This is a genomic window from Lentzea sp. NPDC060358, assembly GCF_042725365.1.
Taxonomy (GTDB): domain Bacteria; phylum Actinomycetota; class Actinomycetes; order Mycobacteriales; family Pseudonocardiaceae; genus Lentzea.
The window spans coordinates 1-20,097 of sequence record NZ_JBHXCW010000021.1 but is presented as its reverse complement, the minus strand read 5'-3'; the positions used below and the strand labels follow the sequence as shown (position 1 = coordinate 20,097).

16 protein-coding genes are annotated in these 20,097 nt (G+C 72.1%); 10 read left to right on the top strand and 6 right to left on the bottom strand.

Annotation, left to right across the window (positions count from 1 at the left end; all coding sequences use genetic code 11):
* From ACFWGZ_RS07045 to ACFWGZ_RS07020, 6 genes are all read left to right on the top strand, one after another.
* Positions 1-402, top strand: coding sequence for a GPW/gp25 family protein (locus tag ACFWGZ_RS07045; protein ID WP_382450552.1), 402 nt, complete (start codon positions 1-3; stop codon positions 400-402).
* The gene (locus ACFWGZ_RS07040; protein ID WP_382450551.1) at positions 402-2,327 is read left to right on the top strand and encodes a putative baseplate assembly protein; all 1,926 of its coding nucleotides are present in this window, start codon (positions 402-404) and stop codon (positions 2,325-2,327) included. The genes ACFWGZ_RS07045 and ACFWGZ_RS07040 overlap by 1 nt, the downstream gene beginning before the upstream one ends.
* A gap of 1 nt (position 2,328) precedes the next feature.
* Complete coding sequence (locus ACFWGZ_RS07035; protein ID WP_382450550.1) at positions 2,329-2,865, top strand: phage tail protein; 537 nt, start codon at positions 2,329-2,331, stop codon at positions 2,863-2,865.
* Positions 2,862-3,800: an NADase-type glycan-binding domain-containing protein gene (locus tag ACFWGZ_RS07030; protein ID WP_382450549.1), complete on the top strand. Its 939-nt coding sequence runs from the start codon at positions 2,862-2,864 to the stop codon at positions 3,798-3,800. Before ACFWGZ_RS07035 ends, ACFWGZ_RS07030 begins: the two co-directional genes overlap by 4 nt.
* A 2-nt stretch (positions 3,801-3,802) precedes the next feature.
* A complete protein-coding gene (locus tag ACFWGZ_RS07025; RefSeq protein WP_382450548.1) occupies positions 3,803-6,748 on the top strand; it encodes a VWA domain-containing protein in 2,946 nt (981 codons plus the stop codon).
* 88 nt (positions 6,749-6,836) lie between these two features.
* Positions 6,837-8,135, top strand: a complete 1,299-nt coding sequence (locus tag ACFWGZ_RS07020; protein ID WP_382450547.1) for a hypothetical protein — start codon at positions 6,837-6,839, stop codon at positions 8,133-8,135.
* Between the two features lie 65 nt (positions 8,136-8,200).
* Here ACFWGZ_RS07020 and ACFWGZ_RS07015 read toward each other — a convergent pair whose 3' ends face one another.
* The 3 genes from ACFWGZ_RS07015 to ACFWGZ_RS07005 form a co-directional block, all read right to left on the bottom strand.
* Positions 8,201-8,827, bottom strand: coding sequence for a response regulator transcription factor (locus ACFWGZ_RS07015; protein WP_382450546.1), 627 nt, complete (start codon positions 8,825-8,827; stop codon positions 8,201-8,203).
* A gap of 93 nt (positions 8,828-8,920) precedes the next feature.
* Entirely contained in the window at positions 8,921-9,553 is a 633-nt protein-coding gene (locus tag ACFWGZ_RS07010) for a response regulator (RefSeq protein ID WP_382450545.1), read from the bottom strand.
* On the bottom strand, positions 9,550-10,191 hold the full coding sequence (locus ACFWGZ_RS07005; protein WP_382450544.1) for a sensor histidine kinase: 642 nt from the start codon (positions 10,189-10,191) through the stop codon (positions 9,550-9,552). Before ACFWGZ_RS07005 ends, ACFWGZ_RS07010 begins: the two co-directional genes overlap by 4 nt.
* 226 nt (positions 10,192-10,417) lie before the next feature.
* Between ACFWGZ_RS07005 and ACFWGZ_RS07000 the strand changes: the two genes are divergently transcribed.
* Positions 10,418-10,996, top strand: a complete 579-nt coding sequence (locus ACFWGZ_RS07000) for a hypothetical protein (protein WP_382450543.1) — start codon at positions 10,418-10,420, stop codon at positions 10,994-10,996.
* On the opposite strand, the gene ACFWGZ_RS06995 is transcribed toward ACFWGZ_RS07000, so the two are convergent.
* Entirely contained in the window at positions 10,959-11,945 is a 987-nt protein-coding gene (locus ACFWGZ_RS06995; RefSeq protein WP_382450542.1) for a PHP domain-containing protein, read from the bottom strand. The genes ACFWGZ_RS07000 and ACFWGZ_RS06995 overlap by 38 nt on opposite strands.
* A gap of 145 nt (positions 11,946-12,090) precedes the next feature.
* On the opposite strand from ACFWGZ_RS06995, the gene ACFWGZ_RS06990 reads away from it, so the two are divergent.
* Positions 12,091-13,665 carry an alpha/beta fold hydrolase gene (locus ACFWGZ_RS06990; RefSeq protein WP_382450541.1) on the top strand — a complete coding sequence of 525 codons (1,575 nt, stop codon included), beginning with the start codon at positions 12,091-12,093 and terminating at the stop codon, positions 13,663-13,665.
* 29 nt (positions 13,666-13,694) lie between these two features.
* Here the strand turns inward: ACFWGZ_RS06990 and ACFWGZ_RS06985 are convergent, their stop codons facing one another.
* Entirely contained in the window at positions 13,695-14,654 is a 960-nt protein-coding gene (locus ACFWGZ_RS06985; protein WP_382450540.1) for an MASE1 domain-containing protein, read from the bottom strand.
* Between the two features lie 169 nt (positions 14,655-14,823).
* Here ACFWGZ_RS06985 and ACFWGZ_RS06980 point away from each other — a divergent pair, with 169 nt between their 5' ends.
* Both ACFWGZ_RS06980 and ACFWGZ_RS06975 read left to right on the top strand, forming a co-directional pair.
* A complete protein-coding gene (locus tag ACFWGZ_RS06980; protein ID WP_382450539.1) occupies positions 14,824-16,962 on the top strand; it encodes a molybdopterin-dependent oxidoreductase in 2,139 nt (712 codons plus the stop codon).
* Between the two features lie 27 nt (positions 16,963-16,989).
* A complete protein-coding gene (locus ACFWGZ_RS06975) occupies positions 16,990-18,771 on the top strand; it encodes an AMP-dependent synthetase/ligase (RefSeq protein WP_382450538.1) in 1,782 nt (593 codons plus the stop codon).
* 177 nt (positions 18,772-18,948) lie between these two features.
* On the opposite strand, the gene ACFWGZ_RS06970 is transcribed toward ACFWGZ_RS06975, so the two are convergent.
* Positions 18,949-19,932, bottom strand: coding sequence for a LacI family DNA-binding transcriptional regulator (locus tag ACFWGZ_RS06970; RefSeq protein WP_382450537.1), 984 nt, complete (start codon positions 19,930-19,932; stop codon positions 18,949-18,951).
* Positions 19,933-20,097 lie beyond the last annotated feature (165 nt).

Here is a 20,097-nt window from a genome sequence, read left to right as displayed (position 1 = left end):
GTGGACTTCATCGGCAGGGGCGTCAGCTTCCCCGTCCGCACCGACGCGACCGGGTCGCTGGCGCTCGTCGACGGCGACCGCGAGATCGTCGAGAGCATCCGGCTGATCCTCGCGACCGCACCCGGCGAACGGCCGATGCGGCCCGAGTTCGGGTGCGCGATCCACGACCTGGTGTTCGCGCCCGCCGACTCCACGACGGCGGGCCAGATCGCCTACGAGGTGCGCCAGTCGCTCGAACGCTGGGAACCGCGCATCGACCTGGTGGACGTGGTCGTCGACTTCGCCGAGGTCGCGCACGGCACGTTGCTGATCGACATCCGCTACGCCCTGCGCGGTACGAACGACCCCCGCAACCTCGTCTTCCCGTTCTACGTCATTCCGCCCCACGAGGACGGTGCGTGATGCCGCTTCCCCTGCCCAACCTCGACGACCGCCGCTTCCAGCAGCTCGTGGACGAGGCCAAGCGCCGCGTCCAGCAGCGCTGTCCCGAGTGGACGGACCACAACGTCTCCGACCCCGGCGTGACGCTGATCGAGGCGTTCGCGCACATGGTCGACGAGCTGGTGTACCGGCTCAACCGCGTGCCCGAGCTGCACTACCTCAAGTTCCTCGACCTCATCGGCGTGGAGCTGTTCGCCCCCACCGCCGCCCGCGTGGACGTCACCTACTGGCTCTCCGCTCCGCAACCGGCGCCCGTCGAGGTGCCCAGGGGCACCCAGGTCGCGACCCAGCGCAAGGGCGTCGAGGAACCGGTCGTCTTCACGGTCGACCGGCCGCTCACGATCGTGCCGTGCGAGCTCGCGCACCTGGCGACGGCGACGGCCCAGGGCCAGCCCGTGGACCGCACCGACGACCTCAGGGGGCTGAAGGAACCGGCCGCGTTCGGCGAGCAGCCCCAGCCGGGCGACGCCGTGCTGTTCGGCCTGTCCGACGCCGTGCCCGGCTGCGCGGTGCTGCTCAGGTTCGACTGCGACGCGATGGGGTCAGGCATCAACCCGGCCGACCCGCCGTGGGCGTGGGAGGCCTGGACCGACGAGGGCTGGACCGCCTGCGAGGTCGACAGCTTCACCAACGGCGGCTTCAACTCCGCGGGCGACGTCGTCGTGCACGTCCCGGCCGGCCACACCACGTCCGTGCTGACCCGCAACCGCGCCGGCTGGCTGCGCTGCCGGGCCGCCGAGCTGTGGCAGGGCCAGCCGTTCTACCAGCGCTCGCCGCGGCTGCGCGAAGTCAGCGCCGTCACGATGGGCGGCACCACCGAGGCCGTGCACGCCGACGTGGTGCGCGGCGAGACCGTCGGCGTCTCGGAAGGCGTGGCGGGACAGCGGTTCCCGCTCGCCCGCACGCCGGTCGTCGCGGGCGCCCCGATCACCGTCGAGGTCGCGACCACCGACGGCTGGGACACCTGGACCGAGGTGCCCGCGTTCACCGAGTCCGGCCCGGACGACCGGCACTTCCTGGTGGACAACACCGAGGGCCAGATCATCTTCGGTCCCGCGGTCCGCGGGCAGGACGGCAGCCTGCGGCACTACGGCGCGGTGCCGGCGAAGTCGGCGGCGATCCGCGTGCCCGAGTACCGCACGGGCGGCGGCACCAGGGGCAACGTCGCGCGCAACCTCGTGACGGTGCAACGGGACCCGGTGCCGTTCGTCAGCGACATCACCAACCGCAAGCCCGGCAGGGGCGGCGTCTCGGGCGAGTCGGTGCAGGACGCGGCCCTGCGCGGCCCGTTGTCGCTGCGGACCCGCGACCGCGCCGTGACGGCGGAGGACTACGAGGTCCTCGCGCGGGAGGCGGCGCCCGAGGTGGCCCGGGTGCGGTGCGCGCCGGGCGAGGACGGCGTGCGCGTGCTGGTCGTCCCGGCGGTCGCGGCGCACGAGGAGCCGAACTTCGCGGCGTTCCAGGTGGACCAGGAGACCCTCGACCGGATCGCGCGCCACCTCGACGCACGCCGGTGCGTCGGCGCTCGGGTGAGCGTGGAACCGCCGTTCTACCAGGGCGTCACGGTCGTGGCGGACCTGAAGGCCCGCGCCGGGACGCCGACGGAGGCGGTGCGCGCACGGGCGATGGACGCGCTGGGCGACTACCTCGACCCGATCCGCGGCGGTGCGGAGGGGACCGGGTGGCCGTTCGGCCGGCCGGTGCACTCGGGGGAGGTGTACGCGGTGCTGCAACGGATCGCGGGGGTGGAGCTGGTGGAGGACGTGAAGCTGTTCGCGGCGAACCTGCTGACGGGGGAGCGCGGGCAGTCGGTGCAACGGGTCGACCTGCCGCCCAACGGGCTGGCGTTCTCCTACGGGCACCAGGTGCGGGTGGCGAGGAGCTGACATGCGCAGTGCCGTCGACGACCTCGTCTCCCCGCACCCGCTGGGCGAGCGCATGCCCGCGGTCTACACCGACGACGACTTCACCCAGCGCTTCACCACGGCCCTCGACGAGGTCCTGGCGCCCGTCTTCACCGTCCTCGACTGCTTCTCCTCCTACCTGGACCCCCGCCTCGCCCCGGCGGACTTCGTCGACTGGTTGGCGGGCTGGGTGGCGCTCGACCTCGACGAGAGCTGGTCCACCGGCCAGCGCCGCGAGCTCGTCGCGCGGGCCGTGCACCTGCACCGGCTCCGCGGCACCAACAGGGGCATCGCGGACCACGTCGAGCTGCTCACCGGCGGCCGGGTCGAGGTCGTGGACAGCGGTGGCACGGCCACCTCCGCGACCCCGGGCGGACCCCTGCCGGGCACATCACCCGCCCACGTGCTGATCCGGATCCGGGTGGCGGACCCGGACGCCGTCGACAGGGCTCGGGTCACCGCGGCCGTGCGTCGGATGGTGCCCGCCCACGTCGCCACGACCACCGAGGTGACCACATGATCGTCTGTCAGAGCTGCGGTGAGCACAACGCGCAGAACACGGAGTTCTGCGGCAACTGCGGCGACTTCCTGCAGTGGACCGGCGCCCCCGCGCAGACCGGGGCGGTCCGGCCCGACGCGGCCCGGGCGCAACCCCAGGCCCACCACCGTCCACAGCAGACGCTCAAGCGCGAGCCGCAGCCCGGCGACCTGATCTGCGGCATGTGCGGGTCGGGCAACCCGGACACCCGCCGGTTCTGCGGCGTCTGCGGCCACACGCTCGTGGACGCGGTCAAGCAGGAGCAACCGTGGTGGAAGCGGTGGCTGCCCGCGAAGGGCCCGAGGATCCGCGAGCACGGCAGCCGCCCGCGCCGGGCCAGGAGGGTGCGGCAGGGCGTCGGCAGGGCCGTGCGCTGGACGCTGGTCGTGGTGCTGCTGCTGTTCGGCGGTCTCTACGCGCTCTCGCAACCGTTCCGCAGCACCGTGAACACGCAGGCGGTCGCGGCCAAGGACGCGGTCGCCGGCATCTTCGTCGAGGACTGGGTGCCCGTGCGGCAGAGCTCGATCGCGGCCGCGCAGGAACGCCCCGAGCACCCGGCCGCGCTCGCGATGGACAACGACAAGGGCACGTTCTGGGCCGCGCCGACCGACCCGAAGACCGCGGCGCTCACGATCCGGTTCGACCACGCCACCGACCTGCGCCGGATGATCGTCTACAGCGGTGACCCCAAGAAGTACCTCGGTTCCCAACGGCCGCAACGCCTCACGCTGGTGTTCGACACCGGCAAGACCCACGACGTCACGCTCACCGACCAGCCGGACCAGCAGGAGCACGCCATCGCCAACGGTGACGGCGTCACGCAGGTCCAGGTCCTCGTCGCGGGCGTCTACCCGTCCGCCGAGAGCACCGACACGGTGATCAGCGAGATCGAGCTGTTCGAGAAGCAGGTGAACTGACCGTGCGCGCACTTCCGCTGCTGCTGGTCGCCCTGCTCGCGGTACCGGTGCCGGCGGCGCGCGCCCAGCCGCCGGCGCCGGAACCGTTCAACATCGGCTTCACCAGCGACGAGGACGTCTTCCGGACCGACAGCTCCGGCGGTGCGCGCACGAACCTCACCGCCGGACCGCGCAACCAGCAGGACCCGGCGTTCTCGCTCGACGGCACCAGGCTCGCCTACGTCGACGACGGGCACGTCATGGTCGCCAACGCCGACGGCAGCAACTCCCGGCGTCTCAACACCGAGGTGTTCGACCAGACCGAACCGGCGTGGTCGCCGGACGGCACGTCGATCGCCCTCGTCACGTGGGTCCCGAACGGCGAGGGCTCCGACGCCGTCGTGCGGACCTACCGCGTCGCCGACGGCGTGCGCACCGGCGAGATCCCGATCCCGGCGCACCTCGTCGCCGACGACACCCAGCCGGACTGGTCGCCGGACGGCAGGACCATCGCGATCACCCGCCGCGCCAGTGCGGTCACCGTTCCGGCACCGCAGATCAGCGAACCGGAGACCGACCGCCCGGCGCGGGTGAGCAGCACGTTCGACATCGCCGAGGTGGTGCACACCCCGCGGGTGCCGCCGAAGCCCGACGTCGTGGTCCTCATCGACATCAGCGGGTCGATGAGCGAGGAGCTCGGCAGCGTCAAGCGGACGCTGGACGGGATCATCGGCGAGATCCGCGCCCAGCAGCCGGAGACCCGCTTCGGCATCGGCTCCTACGCCGGACCGGAGAACACCGGCCGGACCTTCACCGTCCACCGCCGGCTCACCGAGGACGTCGGCGACTGGCAGGACGAGGTGAACATCATCACCGACGAGGGCTCGACCGAGGTGTGGGCGCACGCGCTGATCCAGACCGCCGCGGGCGCGTTCGGCTTCCGGCCCGACTCGAGCCGCGTCGTCGTGGTCATCGGCGACGAGGGCACGGCCGAGGGGCTCATGCCGGGCGGCCAGGACACCGTGGCGAACGCGGTCGAGGCGCTGCGGGCCGAGAACATCCGGTTCGTCGGCATCGACAGCGGCGGGCTCGACCAGTTCGGCCAGGCGACCCGGTTCGTCTCGGCCACCAACGGCTCGTTGCAGACCTACGACCAGACCAAGCCGGAGGAGATCAGCACCGCCATCCTCGCCGGCATCCGCGACCTCGACGTGAAGGTCACGCCGGTGCCCCGGTGCGACGACGGGCTCGGCGTGGCCTTCACCCCGGCCGAGGCGGTCGTGCCGGGCGGCCAGGACGCCGCGGTCACCGAGCGCTTCACGGTCGCGCCGGCCGCCGCCCCCGGCACCACCCTGCGCTGCACCGTCGAGTTCCGGCTCAACAACGAGCAGCAGGCCCGCCCCGGTTACGTGCAGGACGTCCAGATCCAGGTCGCCGACGCCGTGACACCGCTGGTGCGCCTGGACGGCGTGCGAACAGTCGCGCAGGACGCCACCGGCGCGACGGTCACCTACCAGGCGAGTGCGACCGACGGCCAGAACCGCCCGCTCGTACCGGTCTGCGCACCGCCGTCCGGCACCAGGTTCCCGATCGGCGTCACCACCGTGACCTGCACGGCCACCGACGCCCTGGGCAACACCGGCACCGACACCGCCGTCGTCACGATCACCGGCGCGCTCTCCGAGGGGCCCGGCATCTGGCTCGTCACCCCGGACGGCACGAGCCAGCTCGACCTCTCGGCGCGCTTCGGCGACCCGTGCGGCGGTCAGCGCAGCGAGGACCCCGCGTGGTCGCCGGACGGCAAGAACCTCGCGATCCGGCAGATCGACCGCATCTGCGAGATCAGCGCAGACGGGACCGCCTCCCGCATGCTCGTCCAGGGCGGCGAAGACCTCCTCCGCCCGCGCAGCCCGGCATGGTTGCCGGACGGCGGCGGGATCGTCTTCGAGGCGGGGGACTTCGAGGCGCCACCGGAGCTGTGGACGGCGCGCGGCAGCGGTGCTCCGCAGCTCTTCGCCCGCAACGCCGCTCAGCCCGCGGTGCAACGACTTCCGCGGCTCACGGTGGGCATCACGGCCACACCGGCCGAGATCCCGTTCAACGGCGAGACGACGATCGAGGTCGCCGTCGCGAACACGGGCTTCGCGCCCTCGCCCGCCGTGCTCACCGTGACCGTCCCGGACGGCTTGCGGGGCGGACCGGCCGGCGCCGACCTCGGCTCGATCGCACCGGGACAGCGGAAGGTCGTGAGCGGCGAGGCCACGGGCATCACGACGGGCGAGCACGCGGTGACCGCCGCGGTCGGCGCCGTCACGTCGCGCGCCACCGTGAAGGTCCTGGAACGCACCGGTTCGCTGTCGCTGAAGGTGTCCGCGAGCCCGCAGCCGTCGTTCGTCGGCGGTGACGACGTGGTCGTGAAGTTCGCGCTGTTCAACAGCTCCGGCTCGACGCTCACCGACGTCCGCGTCATCGCCTCGGCGTTCGGCTGCCTGCCGGAGTGCCCGGTCGGCACGCTCGGCCCGGACGGCGACGCGGAGGTCGAGCTCAGGATCCCGGCGACCGAGGCCGTCGACCGCGAACTGGTCGGCGTCGTGGTCGCCACCGGCCCGGACGAGGACTCGCTCGACAACGTCGCGGCCACAAAGGTGGTCGTCAAGCAACCGACGCTCACACTCGACCAGCAGGCGGGACCGCTCGGCGGCGTGGTCTCGGTGCAGGGCAAGGACTTCCCGCCCGGCGCCAAGGTCAGGCTCGGCTGGAGTCCCGGCATCGCCGAGACACCGGGCGAGCTCACCACCGCCGACGGGACGTTCGCCACGCAGATGCTGGTCTTCCACAACGACACCGAGGGCGTGCGGCAGGCCACGGCGACCGCTGTCGAGGGCACGAGGTTCGGCGAGGTGAGGTCCGGCGACTTCCTCGCGGTGCCGAGCACCGGGCAGCCGTCGGACTTCATCGGCCGCGGGTGAGCCTGCCCCAACGGGCAGCGAACGGCGCACCCGCCCACGCCTTCACCGCCGCTGCCCCCGGGGCAGCCGAACGAGGAGACTTCTCGACATGGGAGCAACTGCGACGCTGTCCACCTCGGACCTGTCGGTCGCGCCGGGTGGCGACGTCACCTGCCAGGTCGTGGTGCGCAACGCGGGTGAGCTGGTGGACCAGTTCACGATCGACGTCGTCGGTGACGCCGCGCCGTGGAGCCGTGCCGAACCACCCGTGGTGAACCTCAACCCCGGCGAGTCCGCGCCGGTGCTCGTGCGGTTCGCGCCGCCGCGGGAGGCGGGCGTGTACGCGGGCGCGGTGCCGTTCGGCGTCCGGGTCATCTCCCGCGAGGACCCGCACGGCTCGGTCGTCGAGGAGGGCGTCGTCGTGGTCGGCGCGTTCACCGACGTGGCCGCGGAACTGGTGCCCCCCAAGGCCGAGGGCTCCCGCCGGGCCAAGTTCGAGGTCGCGGTCGACAACGTGGGCAACGCTCCCGCCCTGCTGCGGCTGCGGGCCGTCGACCCCGAGGACGAGCTCGACTTCCGCCTGGACCGCACCGAGGTCGCGCTCCCGCCGGGCACCACGACGTTCGTGCGCCTGCAGGCCCGGCCTCGCCGGACCTACCTGCGCGGCGAGCCGAAGCGGCTCCCGTTCCGGGTCGAGATCACGCCGGAGCACGGCGATGCGCTGCTCGCCCAGGGCACGATGGTCCAGCGCCAGCTGCTGCCGAAGTGGCTGGTGCCCGCGCTGGTCGCGCTGCTGCTCATCGCGGCGGCGCTGGCGGCCCTGTGGTTCTCGGTGCTCGCCCCGGCCGTGAAGTCCGCGGCGCGCGAGGTGATGCAGCAGGAGACCCAGCAGATCCAGGAGAAGGCCGACGAGGCGGCGAGCGCGGCGGGCGCGGCCAAGGACGAGTCGAAGCAGGCCGCCGCGAACGCCGGTCAGGCCCTGGACGCGCTGGGCATCAAGCCGGGCGACACCTCCGCGACCCCGACCCTGCCCAAGCCCCAGGCCGCCGAGGGCACGCCGGTGACGTTCCGGATCGACTCGACCTCCGCGATCGTGGCGAACGCCGGCACGTTCACCGAGGTGACGTTCACCCCGCCGGACGACAAGAAGACGCTGCTCATCAAGGACATCTTCTTCGAGAACGCCAAGGGCGACACGGGCACCGCCCAGCTCGTCCGGGACGCGGGCGGGACGCGCAGCGTGATCCGCGTGATCGGGCTCGGGAACTTCCGGGACCGCGACGAGCACTTCCAGGAACCGCTGCGGTTCCAGCCCGGCGAGAAGATCGTGTTCCGGGTGAGCTGCCAGAACCCGCAGCCGAAGGGCGCGTGCACGCCGTCGGTCGTGCTGAACGGGCGGGCGGAGTGAGCGGGCCCGGCACGCACGAAGCGGTGGCACGGACGACATCCGTGCCACCGGATCGGATCACCGCCTCAGATCAGGCCCTCCCGCAACGCGAAGGCCACCGCGTGCGCCCGGTTGCGCAGCTGGAACCGGTTGGTGATGTCGTGCAGGATCGACTTCACGGTCCGCTGCGAGTAGCACAGCTTCTCCGCGATCTCCCGCGTCTCCAGGCCGTCGGCGATCATCCGCAGCACCTCGGTCTCCCGGCTGGACATCCCGGCGAGGTTGAGGCCGTGCGGGCGCAACACGTTGCGCTGCAACTGGGACACGCGTCCCAGCAACCGGCCGAGCAGGTCCGCGGGCAGCGAGCCCTCGCCGGCGTGGGCCGCGCGGATCAGCCGGACCAGCGTGTCCGGGGTCGCGTCGGCCCGGCGCAGCACCGCGGACACGCCGCTGCCGACCACGTCGAGCAGCTCGGAGTCCGCCACGTCGCCCGTGATCAGCACGATCCCGGGGTTGGGCCGGCACTGCAGCTTTCTCAGCAGTTGCAACACGTTCTCGTCGAGGCGCTCCGCGACGACCAGGGCCACGCAGCCCTCCGCGGTCTCCGGTTCGACGAGGCGGATCTCGGGGCGGGACCGCAGTGAGACGGTGACGCCCGCGCGGGTGATGGAGTCGGTGGCGTGCAGGACTACGGCGACCGGTTCGGCGATCATCAGCTCTCCCCTTCTGACGTCGGCTCCTCCATCATCCTGCGGGAAACGTCCCGGTCGACATGGGCACCTGTCCCGACCTGTCCCGGAACAGGTTTAGGTGCCCCATCCCGCCTGCCGCGCCCGGTGGACGGCCTGCGCGCGATCGGCCACCTGGAGCTTGCGCAGGATGTTCGAGACGTGGTTGCGCACGGTCTTGGTGCTGAGGAACAACTCCCGTGCGATCGCCGCGTTGCCCTTGCCCTCCGCCATCAGGTGCGCGATCTCCCGTTCGCGCCCGGTGAGCTCCGGGAGCGTGCTCGGCTGCGGCGCCGTGGCGAAGAACGCGAGCAACCGGGTCGCCACGGCCGGGCTGAAGATCGCCTCGCCCTCGCCGACCGCGCGGACGGCGTCGACGATCTGCTGCGGGCGCGAGGACTTCACCAGGTAGCCGCGGGCGCCGGCGCGCATCGCGGCGAACAGCGACTCGTCGTCCTCGAACATGGTCAGCACCAGCACCCTGGCGGCGGGCTGGGCGCCGACGATCCGCTGGGTGGCCTCGATGCCGCCGAGGTCGGGCATGTTGATGTCCATCACGACCACGTCCGGCCGCAGCCGGGCGGCCAGCTCCACCGCCGCGGTGCCGCCGGAGGCCTCGCCGACCACGTCGATGCCGCCGTCGACCAGTGCCTCCATCACGCCACGCCGGAACAGGGGGTGGTCGTCCACGACCAGGGCGCGCAGGGTCATGAGACGGGCAGCGCTGCCGCGAGCCTCGTGCCGCCGTCGGTGCCGCGCTCCACGTGGCAGTTGCCGCCGAGGTCGCTCGCCCGCTGCCGCATCGACGCCAGCCCCACCCCGGCCGACACGCCCGCCGCGGCGCCCACGCCGTCGTCGACCACCTCGACGTGCAGCTCGGCGTCGAACCACAGCCGTACCAGGCAGGTGCGGGCGTCGGCGTGGGTGACAACGTTGGTCAGGGCCTCGCGGATGATCTTGTACGCCGCGACGCCGACCGCGTCGGGCAGCGGCGGGATCTCACCGAGCACCGCCACGTCGATCGCGATGTGCAGCCGGGACCGCAGGTCGGCCACGAACTGCTCGACCGCGCCGACGAGTCCGAGCCGCGAGACCGTCGACGGGCTCTCGTTGGCCACGAGCGTCCTGATGTCGCCGATCGCCGAGTGCACCTCGTCCTCGAGCGTCGCGAGCAACCGCGCCGCGGCCGCCGGATCGGACGCGAGCAGCCTCCGCGCCGACCGCAGTCCGAGGGCGACGGCGGCGAGCGAAGGACCTATCCCGTCGTGGAGGTCACGTAGCACCGTGCGGCGAGCTTCAGCCGCACTTCTGGCGCAGGCCTCCGCTGGCACGATGAACTGGCGGCGCATGCTGGCTCCCTCCCAACCATGACTTCGCTCGCACTTCCGCGCTCGTTTCCGCCATTCCCGATTGTGTTACTGCAAGTCCCTCGATTGGGCTATCGCCGCTGCACAGCGCAATCATTCGCCCTCCGATGAATGCGATCAGCGCGTTGATGCGGACGGTCCTGAATTCACAGTCGTCTGTTGACCAAGACGGAGGTATTTCTCCGCCGAATGGCGGCTCTTGAATGCCATGGGAGTCGAGGTCCACGACCCTCGCTGGCTCGCCGCGGTGCCGGGAGCCGAGCTCGTGGTCGGACTGGAGGAAGTGGGGGAGTGCGCCGCCGCCGGCCACCGGGTCACGGTGCTGCTCGACCTCGTGCCGCGCACCGTGACGTTCATCCGGGAGATGGCCGCCGAGGCCGTGGGCGAAGGCGCGCGCAAGGTTCGCGTGCGCCCGCACGGGGTCGACCGGGTCGACCTCGTCTACGCGGCCGTGGAGCTGAACCGGGTCGCCGAGGACGACGCCGTGGAGGTCCAGTTCGACGTGACCTCCGCGACGCTGCTGCGAGCGGACCCCTCGGCGTTCGTGCGGGCCGACCCGCTGGTGGTGAAGCGGGACGGCACGGTCGTGCCCATCTGCGCGGGCCTCGAGCGGTACGCGCTGGGCGAGCTGGGGTCGTTCGACGACCTCGTCGGGGCGTGGGACCCCGAACCGGTCCGCGACCTGTGCCGGGTCGCGCTCACCAGGGCGCTGGCCGACACCGGCCCGCTCGTGTCCTGGTACGAGCACCTCACCCGGACAGCAGCCGGGCCGCGGGCCGGGTGTTGATCACGCGGTCCGCCGGGACCCCGCACTCCTGCGCCCGCGCGCAGCCGTGGTTCAGCCAGTCGAGCTGGCCGGGGGCGTGCGCGTCGCTGTCGATCGAGAACGTGCACCCGGCGTCGACGGCGAGGCTCAGCAGCCGGAGCGGGGGGTCGAGCCGCTCCGGCCGTGAGTTGATCTCGACCGCGGTGCCGTGCTCGGCGCACGCCTCGAAGACCCGCTCCGCGTCGAACTGCGACTCGGGCCGGCCCTTGCCCACGACCAGGCGGCCGGTGCAGTGGCCGAGGACGTCGACGTGCGGGTTGCGGACCGCGGCGACCATCCGCCTGGTCATCTCGGCGCGCGGCATCTTGAGTTTCGAGTGGACGCTCGCGACCACGACGTCGAGCCGTGCCAGCAGGTCCTCGTCCTGGTCGAGCGAGCCGTCGTCGAGGATGTCGACCTCGATCCCGGTGAGGACGGTGAACGGCGCCAGCTCCGCGTTGAGCTCCGCCACGACCTCCAGCTGCTTCTCCAGCCGTTCCCGCGACAGTCCGTTCGCGACGGTCAGCCGCGGCGAGTGGTCGGTCAGCACCATGAACTCGTGGCCCAGGTCGCGCGCCGCCTCCGCCATGTCCCTGATCGGGCTGCCGCCGTCGGACCAGTCGGAGTGGACGTGGCAGTCGCCCTTCAGCAGCGCCCGCATCTCCTCGCCGCCGGAGAGGTCGACGTGCCGCAGCTTCGCGAGGTAGGCCGGCTCGCGGTTCGCCAGCGCGTCCGCGACCACCCCGGCCGTCGACTTGCCGACGCCCTTGAGGTCGGTCAGCGTGCCGAGCCTCGACCGCTTCTCCACCTCGGCCGGGTCGAGGTCGGCGAGCACGCCGGCGGCGTTGCGGAACGCCTGGACGCGGTAGGTGGGCTCACCCGCCCGTTCGAGCTGGAAGGCCACCTGCTTCAACGCCTTGACCGGGTCCATGCCCCTTTCCTACCCCATGCGCCCACCCCGCGCGTCCGGGCCGGATGAGACGCGCGGGCAGGTGTTTGCGACCTTTGGAGGTGTCGTCCGGGCCCGCGACTGCGGAAGCGTGGCGCAGTCGACCGACGAACCGGAGGGGGAGCGCGTGAAGAAGCGTTGGGGGGCGGTGGCTCTGGCAGCCCCGCTGCTGATGTCGCTGGCGGGAACCGCCCAGGCGGTGCCGGGACCGCTGTACGAGTACTACCACCAGACGGTGGCCTGGGCCGAGTGCCCCGCCGGGTGGGTCACGCCCTCGGCGGGGGTCGAGTGCGCCACGGTGATCGTGCCGATGGACTACCGCAACCCGGACAACGGCAACCTCGAGATCGCCCTCTCGCGCAGGAAGGCCGCGGACCCCGCGCGCCGCAGGGGCGTGCTGCTCACCAACCCCGGCGGCCCCGGCGGGTCCGGGCTGGGCGCCGTGCACTGGTTCGACGGCCAGACCGAGGTGCTGAAGACCTACGACGTCATCGGCATGGACCCGCGCGGCGTCGGCCGGTCCACGCAGCTGCGGTGCATCACGACGCAGACCGACGACGAGTTCCCGTCGCGCCCCACGGACGCGCAGCTGTCGAACTGGACCGAGTACTACCGCTCGGTCGAGGCCAACTGCCAGCGCGGCGGCGGCGAGATGCGCCGCTTCGTCTCGACGATGAACACCGCCCGCGACATGGACGTCGTCCGCGGGGCGATGGGGGAGAAGAAGATCTCCTACGTCGGCTACTCCTACGGCACGCAGCTCGGCGCCGTCTTCGGCTCGATGTTCCCGAAGTCGCTCGACCGCAGCGTGCTCGACTCGGCGCTCGACCCGCTGAAGACGTGGCACGAGCAGGACGTCGACGTGGTGGACGCCATCACCGACAACCTGAGGAAGTGGACGGAGTGGACGGCCGCCCGCAACGGCACCTACGGCCTCGGCACCACGCCGGCGGCCGTGCGCGGTGAGCTCGACAAGATCGCCGAACTCCTCCGGCGCGGCCCGTACGGCGGCTACGAGGACCTGTCGTCGTTCGACTACACCGTCGGCGCCACCCGCTACCGCAGCTCCTGGGCGGCCTTCTCCCGGCACATCGCCTCGATCAAGGCAGGCGCCGCCGACCCCGCCGAGGTGTCCGCGATCATCGCGGCGCTGAAGAAGGGGGACGTCGAACCGACCTCGCCCGGCACCTACCAGGCCGTCACGTGCGAGTGGAACTGGTTCACCGACGTCAACACCTACTACAACGACATGAAGCGCTGGCGGGACACCAACCCCTACGGCGGCACCGTCGACTACATGGCGCCGACCAACTGCACGTTCCGCGCGTTCGAACGACCGGAGACGATCCCCGCCATCACGCGCACCTACCCGGCCGGCGTCGTGGTCAACTCCGACGGCGACACCCAGACCCCGCTCGCCAACGGCAGGGTCATGGCCGAGCACCTCGGCGTGCCGCTGATCAGCGTCGCGAACGACGGCCAGCACGGCCACTACGCGTTGCGCGGCAACGCCTGCGTCGACGCGCTGGTCACCAAGTACCTGGTGTCCGGTGTCCTGCCGGCGTCCCGGGTCACCTGCGCCGGCACGGACGTCGCGGAGGCGGTGCCGCCGGGCGCCATGACGTCGCTGGAGGCGATGCGGCAGACGCGGCCGCTGAGCGAGGTCCTCGCGCACATCGCGGCGCAGCCCAAGCCGTTCTGACGCCACGGCAGGGGGTTCCGCCCGCGGCTCTAGGAAGCGGGCGAACCGGGCGGAACCACCCTGCCGAGCCGCGTGCGCACGCCTTCCTCCTGGTAGCGCGCCACGGTCTCGGCCAGCTGCTCGCACGCGCGCTCGATCGCCTGCCGCGCCTGGTTGCGCTCGCTGGTGATCGCGCTCAGGATCAGCCCGGTCAGCGCCACCGTGCCGTTGAACGCCTGCAGCACGATCATCGTGGCGGGCAGGGCCTCCGTGGAGAAGTGACCGCCGGCCGCCGCCATCACCGCGGCCACGGAGATGATCACGGCGCACGGCGCGGCGAGCGCGTGCTGGAACCGCAGCGCCGCCCAGATCAGCATCGGGAACACCAGGAACAGCAACCGCGACCCGGACACCGTCACGACCGACGCGAGCCCCGCCGTGACGAGCAGCAGCACCCCGCCCTCGACGAGCCGGCGCGGCGCCGCCGTCCACCGGCGGGGCAGCGTGAGCAGCAGCGGCGTGAACACCAGCACGCCCATCGCGTCCCCGGTCCACCACACCGACACCACCGCGGGGAAGTCGTGCCACCCGATCACGCCGCCGAGCCGCAGCGCCACCGCCCCGACCGCGGCGCTGACCAGCATCGCCCCCAGCGCGCCGAGGAAGACCAGAAGCAGAGCGTCCTTGAGCCGGTCGATCGCGGGGCGGAAGCCGAACCGGTTCAGCAGGTACCAGGCCACCAGCGGCGCGGCGGTGTTGCCGGCCGTGATCACCAGGGCCGGCCAGACCCCGGCGCCCAGCGTCATGTTCGTGGCGAACGCGCCCAGGGCGATGCCGGGCCAGATCCCGCGGCCCCGCAGCAGCAGCGCGGCCACGGAGATTCCGGTCGGCAGCCACAGCGGGGTGACCTGGCCCTCCACCAGGGCCAGGACCAGGCCGACCTGAGCGGTCGCGTAGTAGGCGAGCGCGACCGCGGCGATCGTGACGGCGGTGCGGGGTGCGGCGTTCACCGGAACATGCTGCACCTGTGCACACACGACCGCCAGAGCTCGCGACCGGCCGTACCCGGCTGGACTCACCCCGTGGGTGACGGCGAGCCCGGCCCGACTTCGGCCGGGTGCTTGCGCCCGGTGGCCGTGGAGGGGTACCCGTTGGCAACAAGCCGGTGATCGGAGACGCATGAGGACCGTGTTCACGACCTGCCCGCTCTGCGAGGCGACGTGCGGGCTGGAGCTGACGGTCGAGGGCGACCGCATCACGAAGGTGCGCGGCGACCGCGAGGACGAGTTCAGCAGGGGCTTCCTGTGCCCCAAGGGCGCCTCCCTCGGCGCGCTCGACGCCGACCCGGACCGGCTCACCGCGCCGCTCGTCCGGCGCGACGGCGAGTTCCGCGAGGTCACCTGGGACGAGGCGTTCCGCCACGTCGACGAACGCCTGAAGGACTTCCCCGACCGCGACTCGATCGGGATGTACCTCGGCAACCCGGTCGTGCACTCGCTCGCCGGCGGCCTCTACGCCGGGCCGCTGCGCAAGGCGCTGGGCAGCCGCAACGTCTTCACCGCGAGCACCGTCGACCAGATGCCCAAGCACGTGCAGGTCGGGTACGTGTTCGGCGGCATCTTCTCGATCCCCGTGCCCGACATCGACCGCACCGACTTCATGCTGGTGCTCGGCGCCGACCCGTTCTCGTCCAACGGGAGCCTGTGGACGGTCCCGGACGCGCCCGGCCGGTTCAAGGAGCTGCAGAAGCGCGGCGGGAGGTTCGTCGTCGTCGACCCGCGCCGCAGCCGGACCGCGCAGGCGGCCGACCAGCACGTCGCGATCCGGCCGGGCACGGACGTGTTCCTGCTGCTGGCGCTGGTCCACGAGCTGTTCGCGCAGGACCTGGTCGACCTCGGGGACCTCGCCGGGCACGTCACCGACCACACGGCGATCCGCGCGCACGTCGAGCCGTTCGGCCCGGACGCCGTCGCCGAGCGGACCGGCGTCGATGCGGCGACGATCCGCTCGATCGCGCGGCAGCTGGCCGAGGCCGACCGCGCGGCCGTCTACGGGCGGATCGGCACGACGACCGTCGAGTTCGGCACCGTCGCGTCGTGGGCGGTGGACGTGCTGAACGTGCTGACCGGCAACCTGGACCGGCCGGGCGGCGCGATGTGGCCGCTGCCCGCGCACAGCAGGCGCGGAACGGGACGGGGCCGGGGGTTCACGACCGGCCGCTGGCACAGCCGCGTGCAGGGCCACCCCGAGGTGATGGGGGAGTTCCCGGCCGTCACGATGGTCGACGAGATCGAGACGCCCGGCGAGGGGCAGGTGCGGGCGCTGGTCACGATCGGCGGCAACCCCGCGCTGTCGCTGCCGAACTCGGCCCGCGTCACCGCGGCACTGTCCTGCCTGGACTTCATGGTCAGCGTCGACCCGTACCTGAACGAGACCACCCGGCACGCCGACGTCATCCTGCCGCCGCCACCACCATCGCGCCGTGCCCACTACGACATCGCGTTCCTGAACAACTCGGTGCGCAACGTCGCGAAGTACTCGCGCGCCGCGATCCCGTTGGAGGAGGGCAGGGTCGACGAGGCGGACATCTTCCTGCGGCTCGCCACGATCTTCGGCGGCCTCGGCCCGTCCGCCGACCTCGACGCCATCGCCGCGGCCCAGCTCGCGGACCTGTGCGGTGAGCTCGGCGTCGACTTCGAGCCCGAGGGCGAGACGCGCGAGGAACGCCTGCTGGACCTGAAGCTGCGCACCGGCGCCTACGGGATCTCGTTGCGGCACCTGCTCGACCACCCGCACGGCGTCGACCTCGGCCCGCTCACCCCGCGGCTGCCGGAGGTCCTGCGCACGCCGTCCGGCAAGGTCGAGCTGACCCCGCAGCCGATCGTCGACGACCTGCCGCGCGTGCTCGCCGCGCTCGGGACGCCCGAGACCGGGCTGGTGCTGGTCGGCCGCCGGCACCTGCGCACCAACAACTCCTGGATGCACAACGTGCCCGCGCTGGTGAAGGGCAAGCCGTTGTGCACGCTGCTCGTGCACCCCGACGACGCTGCCCGGATCGGTCTCGCCGATGGTGCCACCGCCCAGGTCACCTCGCGCGTCGGCGAGGTCGAGGTGCTGGTCGAGGTCACCGCCGACATCGCGCCGGGTGTCGTCTCGATGCCGCACGGCTGGGGCCACGACCAGCCCGGCACGCGGCTGGGCGTCGCCGGGGAGCACGCCGGCGTGAACGTCAACCTCCTCACCGACGACCTGCGCATCGACCCGCTCTCGGGCACCGCCGTGCTGAACGGCACCCGCGTGCAGGTCGTCCCCGCCTGAGAACCCCCGACGCACCGAGGAGCAGCCATGACCGCCGGAGTCACCAGCTCGGCCGCGGTGCAGACCGTCCGCCGCATCGCCGACCTGCCGTTCCTCGCGGAGCAGTCCTGGGGCGACGCGGTGGCGTGGCGGTTCACCCGGGACGGTGAGTGGCACCGGCAGACCTTCGCCGAGGTGTCGGAGCAGGTGCTCGACCTCGCGTCGGGCTTCGTCCACGCCGGACTCCAGCCGGGCGAGCGGGTCTGCGTGCTCGCGCGGACCCGTCCGGAGTGGACGGCCGTCGAGCTGGCCGTGCTCGCGGCGGGCGGGATCGTCGTGCCGATCTACCCGTCGAGCACGCCGGAGGAGATCGCCTGGGTGGTCGGCGACTCCGGCGCGGTGGTCGTGGTGGCCGAGGACGAGGCGCAGTGCGCCAAGGTCGAGGCCGTCGCCGAGCAGCTCCCCGGCCTGCGCACCGTGGTCACGATCGAGCCCGCCGGCATCCGCCCCACCGTGGCGTCGGTGCAGGACACCGGCCGCACGTCGCCGCTCGCGGACGAGCTCGACGCCCGCCGTGCCGCGATCCGGCCGGACGACCCGAGCCTGATCATCTACACCTCCGGCACGACCGGCCCGCCCAAGGGTTGCGTGCTGACCAACGCGAACTGGATCGCGTTGTGCCGCCTCGCGGAACAGGCGCGGATCGACGCGATGACCGGCACCGTCTACCTGTTCCTGCCGATGGCCCACGTCTTCGCGCAGATCGTCATGTTCAGCACGATGTACCGCGGTGGCGAGCTCGCGTACTTCGGCGGCGACATGGCGGCGATCGTGCCGGAGCTCGCCGAGGTGCGGCCGACGTTCCTGCCGTCGGTGCCGCGGATCTTCGAGAAGATCTACACGTTCGTCACCGCCGCCGTGCCGCCGGAGCAGCTCGGCCAGGCCGTCGCGCTGGGCCTCGAGGTGCGGCGCCGCCGTGCCGTGGGCGAACCCGTCCCCGCCGAGATGGCGGCGGCGTTCGAGCAGGTCGACGCGTTGTTCGCCAAGGTGCGCGGGGTGTTCGGCGGCCGGCTCGAGCAGGCGCTGTCCGGCGCGGCACCGATCTCCCGCGAGGTGCTGCGGTTCTTCCACGCCGCGGGCGTGCCCGTGCTGGAGGGCTACGGCATGACCGAGTCCACCGCCGTCGGCACCCTGAACACCTTGCAGAGCTTCAAGCTCGGCTCCGTCGGCGCGTCCGGCATCGCGGGTCTGGAGATGAAGACCGCGCAGGACGGTGAACTGCTGATGCGCGGCCCGCACGTCTTCGCGGGCTACTGGAACAACCCCGGGGCGACCGCCGCCGCGATCCGGGACGGCTGGCTGCACACCGGCGACCTCGGCGAGATCGACGCGGACGGGTTCGTCACGATCACCGGCCGCAAGAAGGACATCATCATCACCGCGGGGGGCAAGAACATCGCGCCGGCCAACGTCGAGAACGTGCTGCGCCAGTCGCGCTGGATCTCGCACGCGGTGATGTTCGGCGATCGCAGGCCGTACTGCGTGGCACTGATCACACTGGACGCTGACGAGATCGGGTCGTGGGCCGCGGAACGGGATGTGCCGTCCGACCTCGAATCACTCGCGGGTCACCCGGACGTGATCGCACTGGTGCAGGGAGTTGTTGACGAAGCGAACTCGCACTTCGCCAGTGTTTCCCAGGTGAAGAAGTTCGTGCTGCTCACCAGGGATCTGTCCCAGGAGGAAGGTGAGCTCACGCCGACGTTGAAGGTCAAGCGGAACGTGGTGCACCGCCTTCACTCCCGGTTGTACGAAGGTCTCTACGAGTAACCCGCACGGAGGAGAAATCGAAAAACAGGTACATCCACCCTGGCGGATTCGGCTCGCTCAGGGCAGAGTGGGACACCAAGCGGCGCCAGGCCCCCTCCCCCCTCGGGCCCAGCCGCTTCGCGGCCCCGGCTCACGGCGTACTCCCCCCAGACGCCCAGCCGGGGCCGCCTTGTTCGCTCACCCGCGCGGCGGCGCCGTCGTCCCGCGCACGACGAGCTGCGTGTCCGCCACCACCTGCGGCACCTCGTCGTGGTCGGAGTCGAGCCGGTCCAGCAACAGGTTCACGGCCGTGCGGCCCGCCTGCGCCACCGGCATCGCCACCGTCGTCAGGGCGGGCGAGCACAACGACGCGTAGGTGAGGTCGTCGAACCCGGTCACCGACAGGTCGCCGGGAACGGAGATCCCGCGGTCCCGCAACCGCGCCAGCACGCCGAGCGCCATGATGTCGTTGTAGGCCATGACGGCCGTGACGTCCGCCGCCACCGCCAGGTCGGCCGCCTGCAGGCCGCCCTCGTAGCGCGGCGCGAACGGGCCGAGGTCGACCAGGTCGGCGCCGTGCCGGGCGACCGCGGTCATCAGCCCGCGGCGACGCTCCTGGTTGGACCACGACGTGCGAGGCCCGTTGAGGTAAGCGATCCGCCGGTGTCCCAATGCGACCAGGTGGTCGACGACGGCCTGCATCCCGCCCGCCGAGTCCATCAACGCCGCGGGCACGCCGGGCAGCTTGCGGTTGAGCAGCACGAGCGACGTCGCCGCGGCCACCTCGTGGACCTGCGAGTCCTCCAGTCCCGGCGCGCAGAGCACGACGCCGTCGACCTGTTTCGCCATCGCGTGGACGAGCTTGGCCTCGGCGACGGGGTCCTCGTCGCTGTCCGCCACGAACACCGCGTAGTCGGCCTGCACCGCCCGCGCCTGCACGGCCTTGAGCACACCGGTGAAGAACGGGTTGTCGAGGTCCGGCACGACGATGCCGATGTTGCCGGTCCTGCCGGTGATCAGCCCGCGCGCCGCCCGGTTGGGCTGGTAGCCGAGCTCGCTCGCCGCGGCCAGCACCCGCGTCCTCGTCTCCGGCCGCACGAGCTCCGGCGATGTCAGCGCGCGCGAAACGGTGGCCACCGACACGTGCGCCCTGCGAGCCACGTCGCGGATGGTGACTGCCACTGGTACCTCATCCTTCGGTCCTCCGGTCGAAAACAATCATGACGCGTCGGGTGCCGGGTCGCGGACTAGTTGTACTGACCTGAGAGGTTAGGAACGGTCCGACACGTGATCGGATGATCTTGGATTGAGGGAGGGCCTCCGGGTTCGGTGTGGATTGCGACATCT

Excerpts from the sequence above, each read along its gene's own strand:
- ACFWGZ_RS07040 (WP_382450551.1), top strand. The coding sequence starts at position 402 with ATGCCGCTTCCCCTGCCCAACCTCGACGACCGCCGCTTCCAGCAGCTC.
- ACFWGZ_RS07035 (WP_382450550.1), top strand. The coding sequence starts at position 2,329 with ATGCGCAGTGCCGTCGACGACCTCGTCTCCCCGCACCCGCTGGGCGAG.
- ACFWGZ_RS07030 (WP_382450549.1), top strand. The coding sequence starts at position 2,862 with ATGATCGTCTGTCAGAGCTGCGGTGAGCACAACGCGCAGAACACGGAG.
- ACFWGZ_RS07020 (WP_382450547.1), top strand. The coding sequence starts at position 6,837 with ATGGGAGCAACTGCGACGCTGTCCACCTCGGACCTGTCGGTCGCGCCG.
- ACFWGZ_RS07015 (WP_382450546.1), bottom strand. The coding sequence starts at position 8,827 with ATGATCGCCGAACCGGTCGCCGTAGTCCTGCACGCCACCGACTCCATC.
- ACFWGZ_RS07010 (WP_382450545.1), bottom strand. The coding sequence starts at position 9,553 with ATGACCCTGCGCGCCCTGGTCGTGGACGACCACCCCCTGTTCCGGCGT.
- ACFWGZ_RS07005 (WP_382450544.1), bottom strand. The coding sequence starts at position 10,191 with ATGCGCCGCCAGTTCATCGTGCCAGCGGAGGCCTGCGCCAGAAGTGCG.
- ACFWGZ_RS07000 (WP_382450543.1), top strand. The coding sequence starts at position 10,418 with ATGGGAGTCGAGGTCCACGACCCTCGCTGGCTCGCCGCGGTGCCGGGA.
- ACFWGZ_RS06995 (WP_382450542.1), bottom strand. The coding sequence starts at position 11,945 with ATGGACCCGGTCAAGGCGTTGAAGCAGGTGGCCTTCCAGCTCGAACGG.
- ACFWGZ_RS06980 (WP_382450539.1), top strand. The coding sequence starts at position 14,824 with ATGAGGACCGTGTTCACGACCTGCCCGCTCTGCGAGGCGACGTGCGGG.
- ACFWGZ_RS06975 (WP_382450538.1), top strand. The coding sequence starts at position 16,990 with ATGACCGCCGGAGTCACCAGCTCGGCCGCGGTGCAGACCGTCCGCCGC.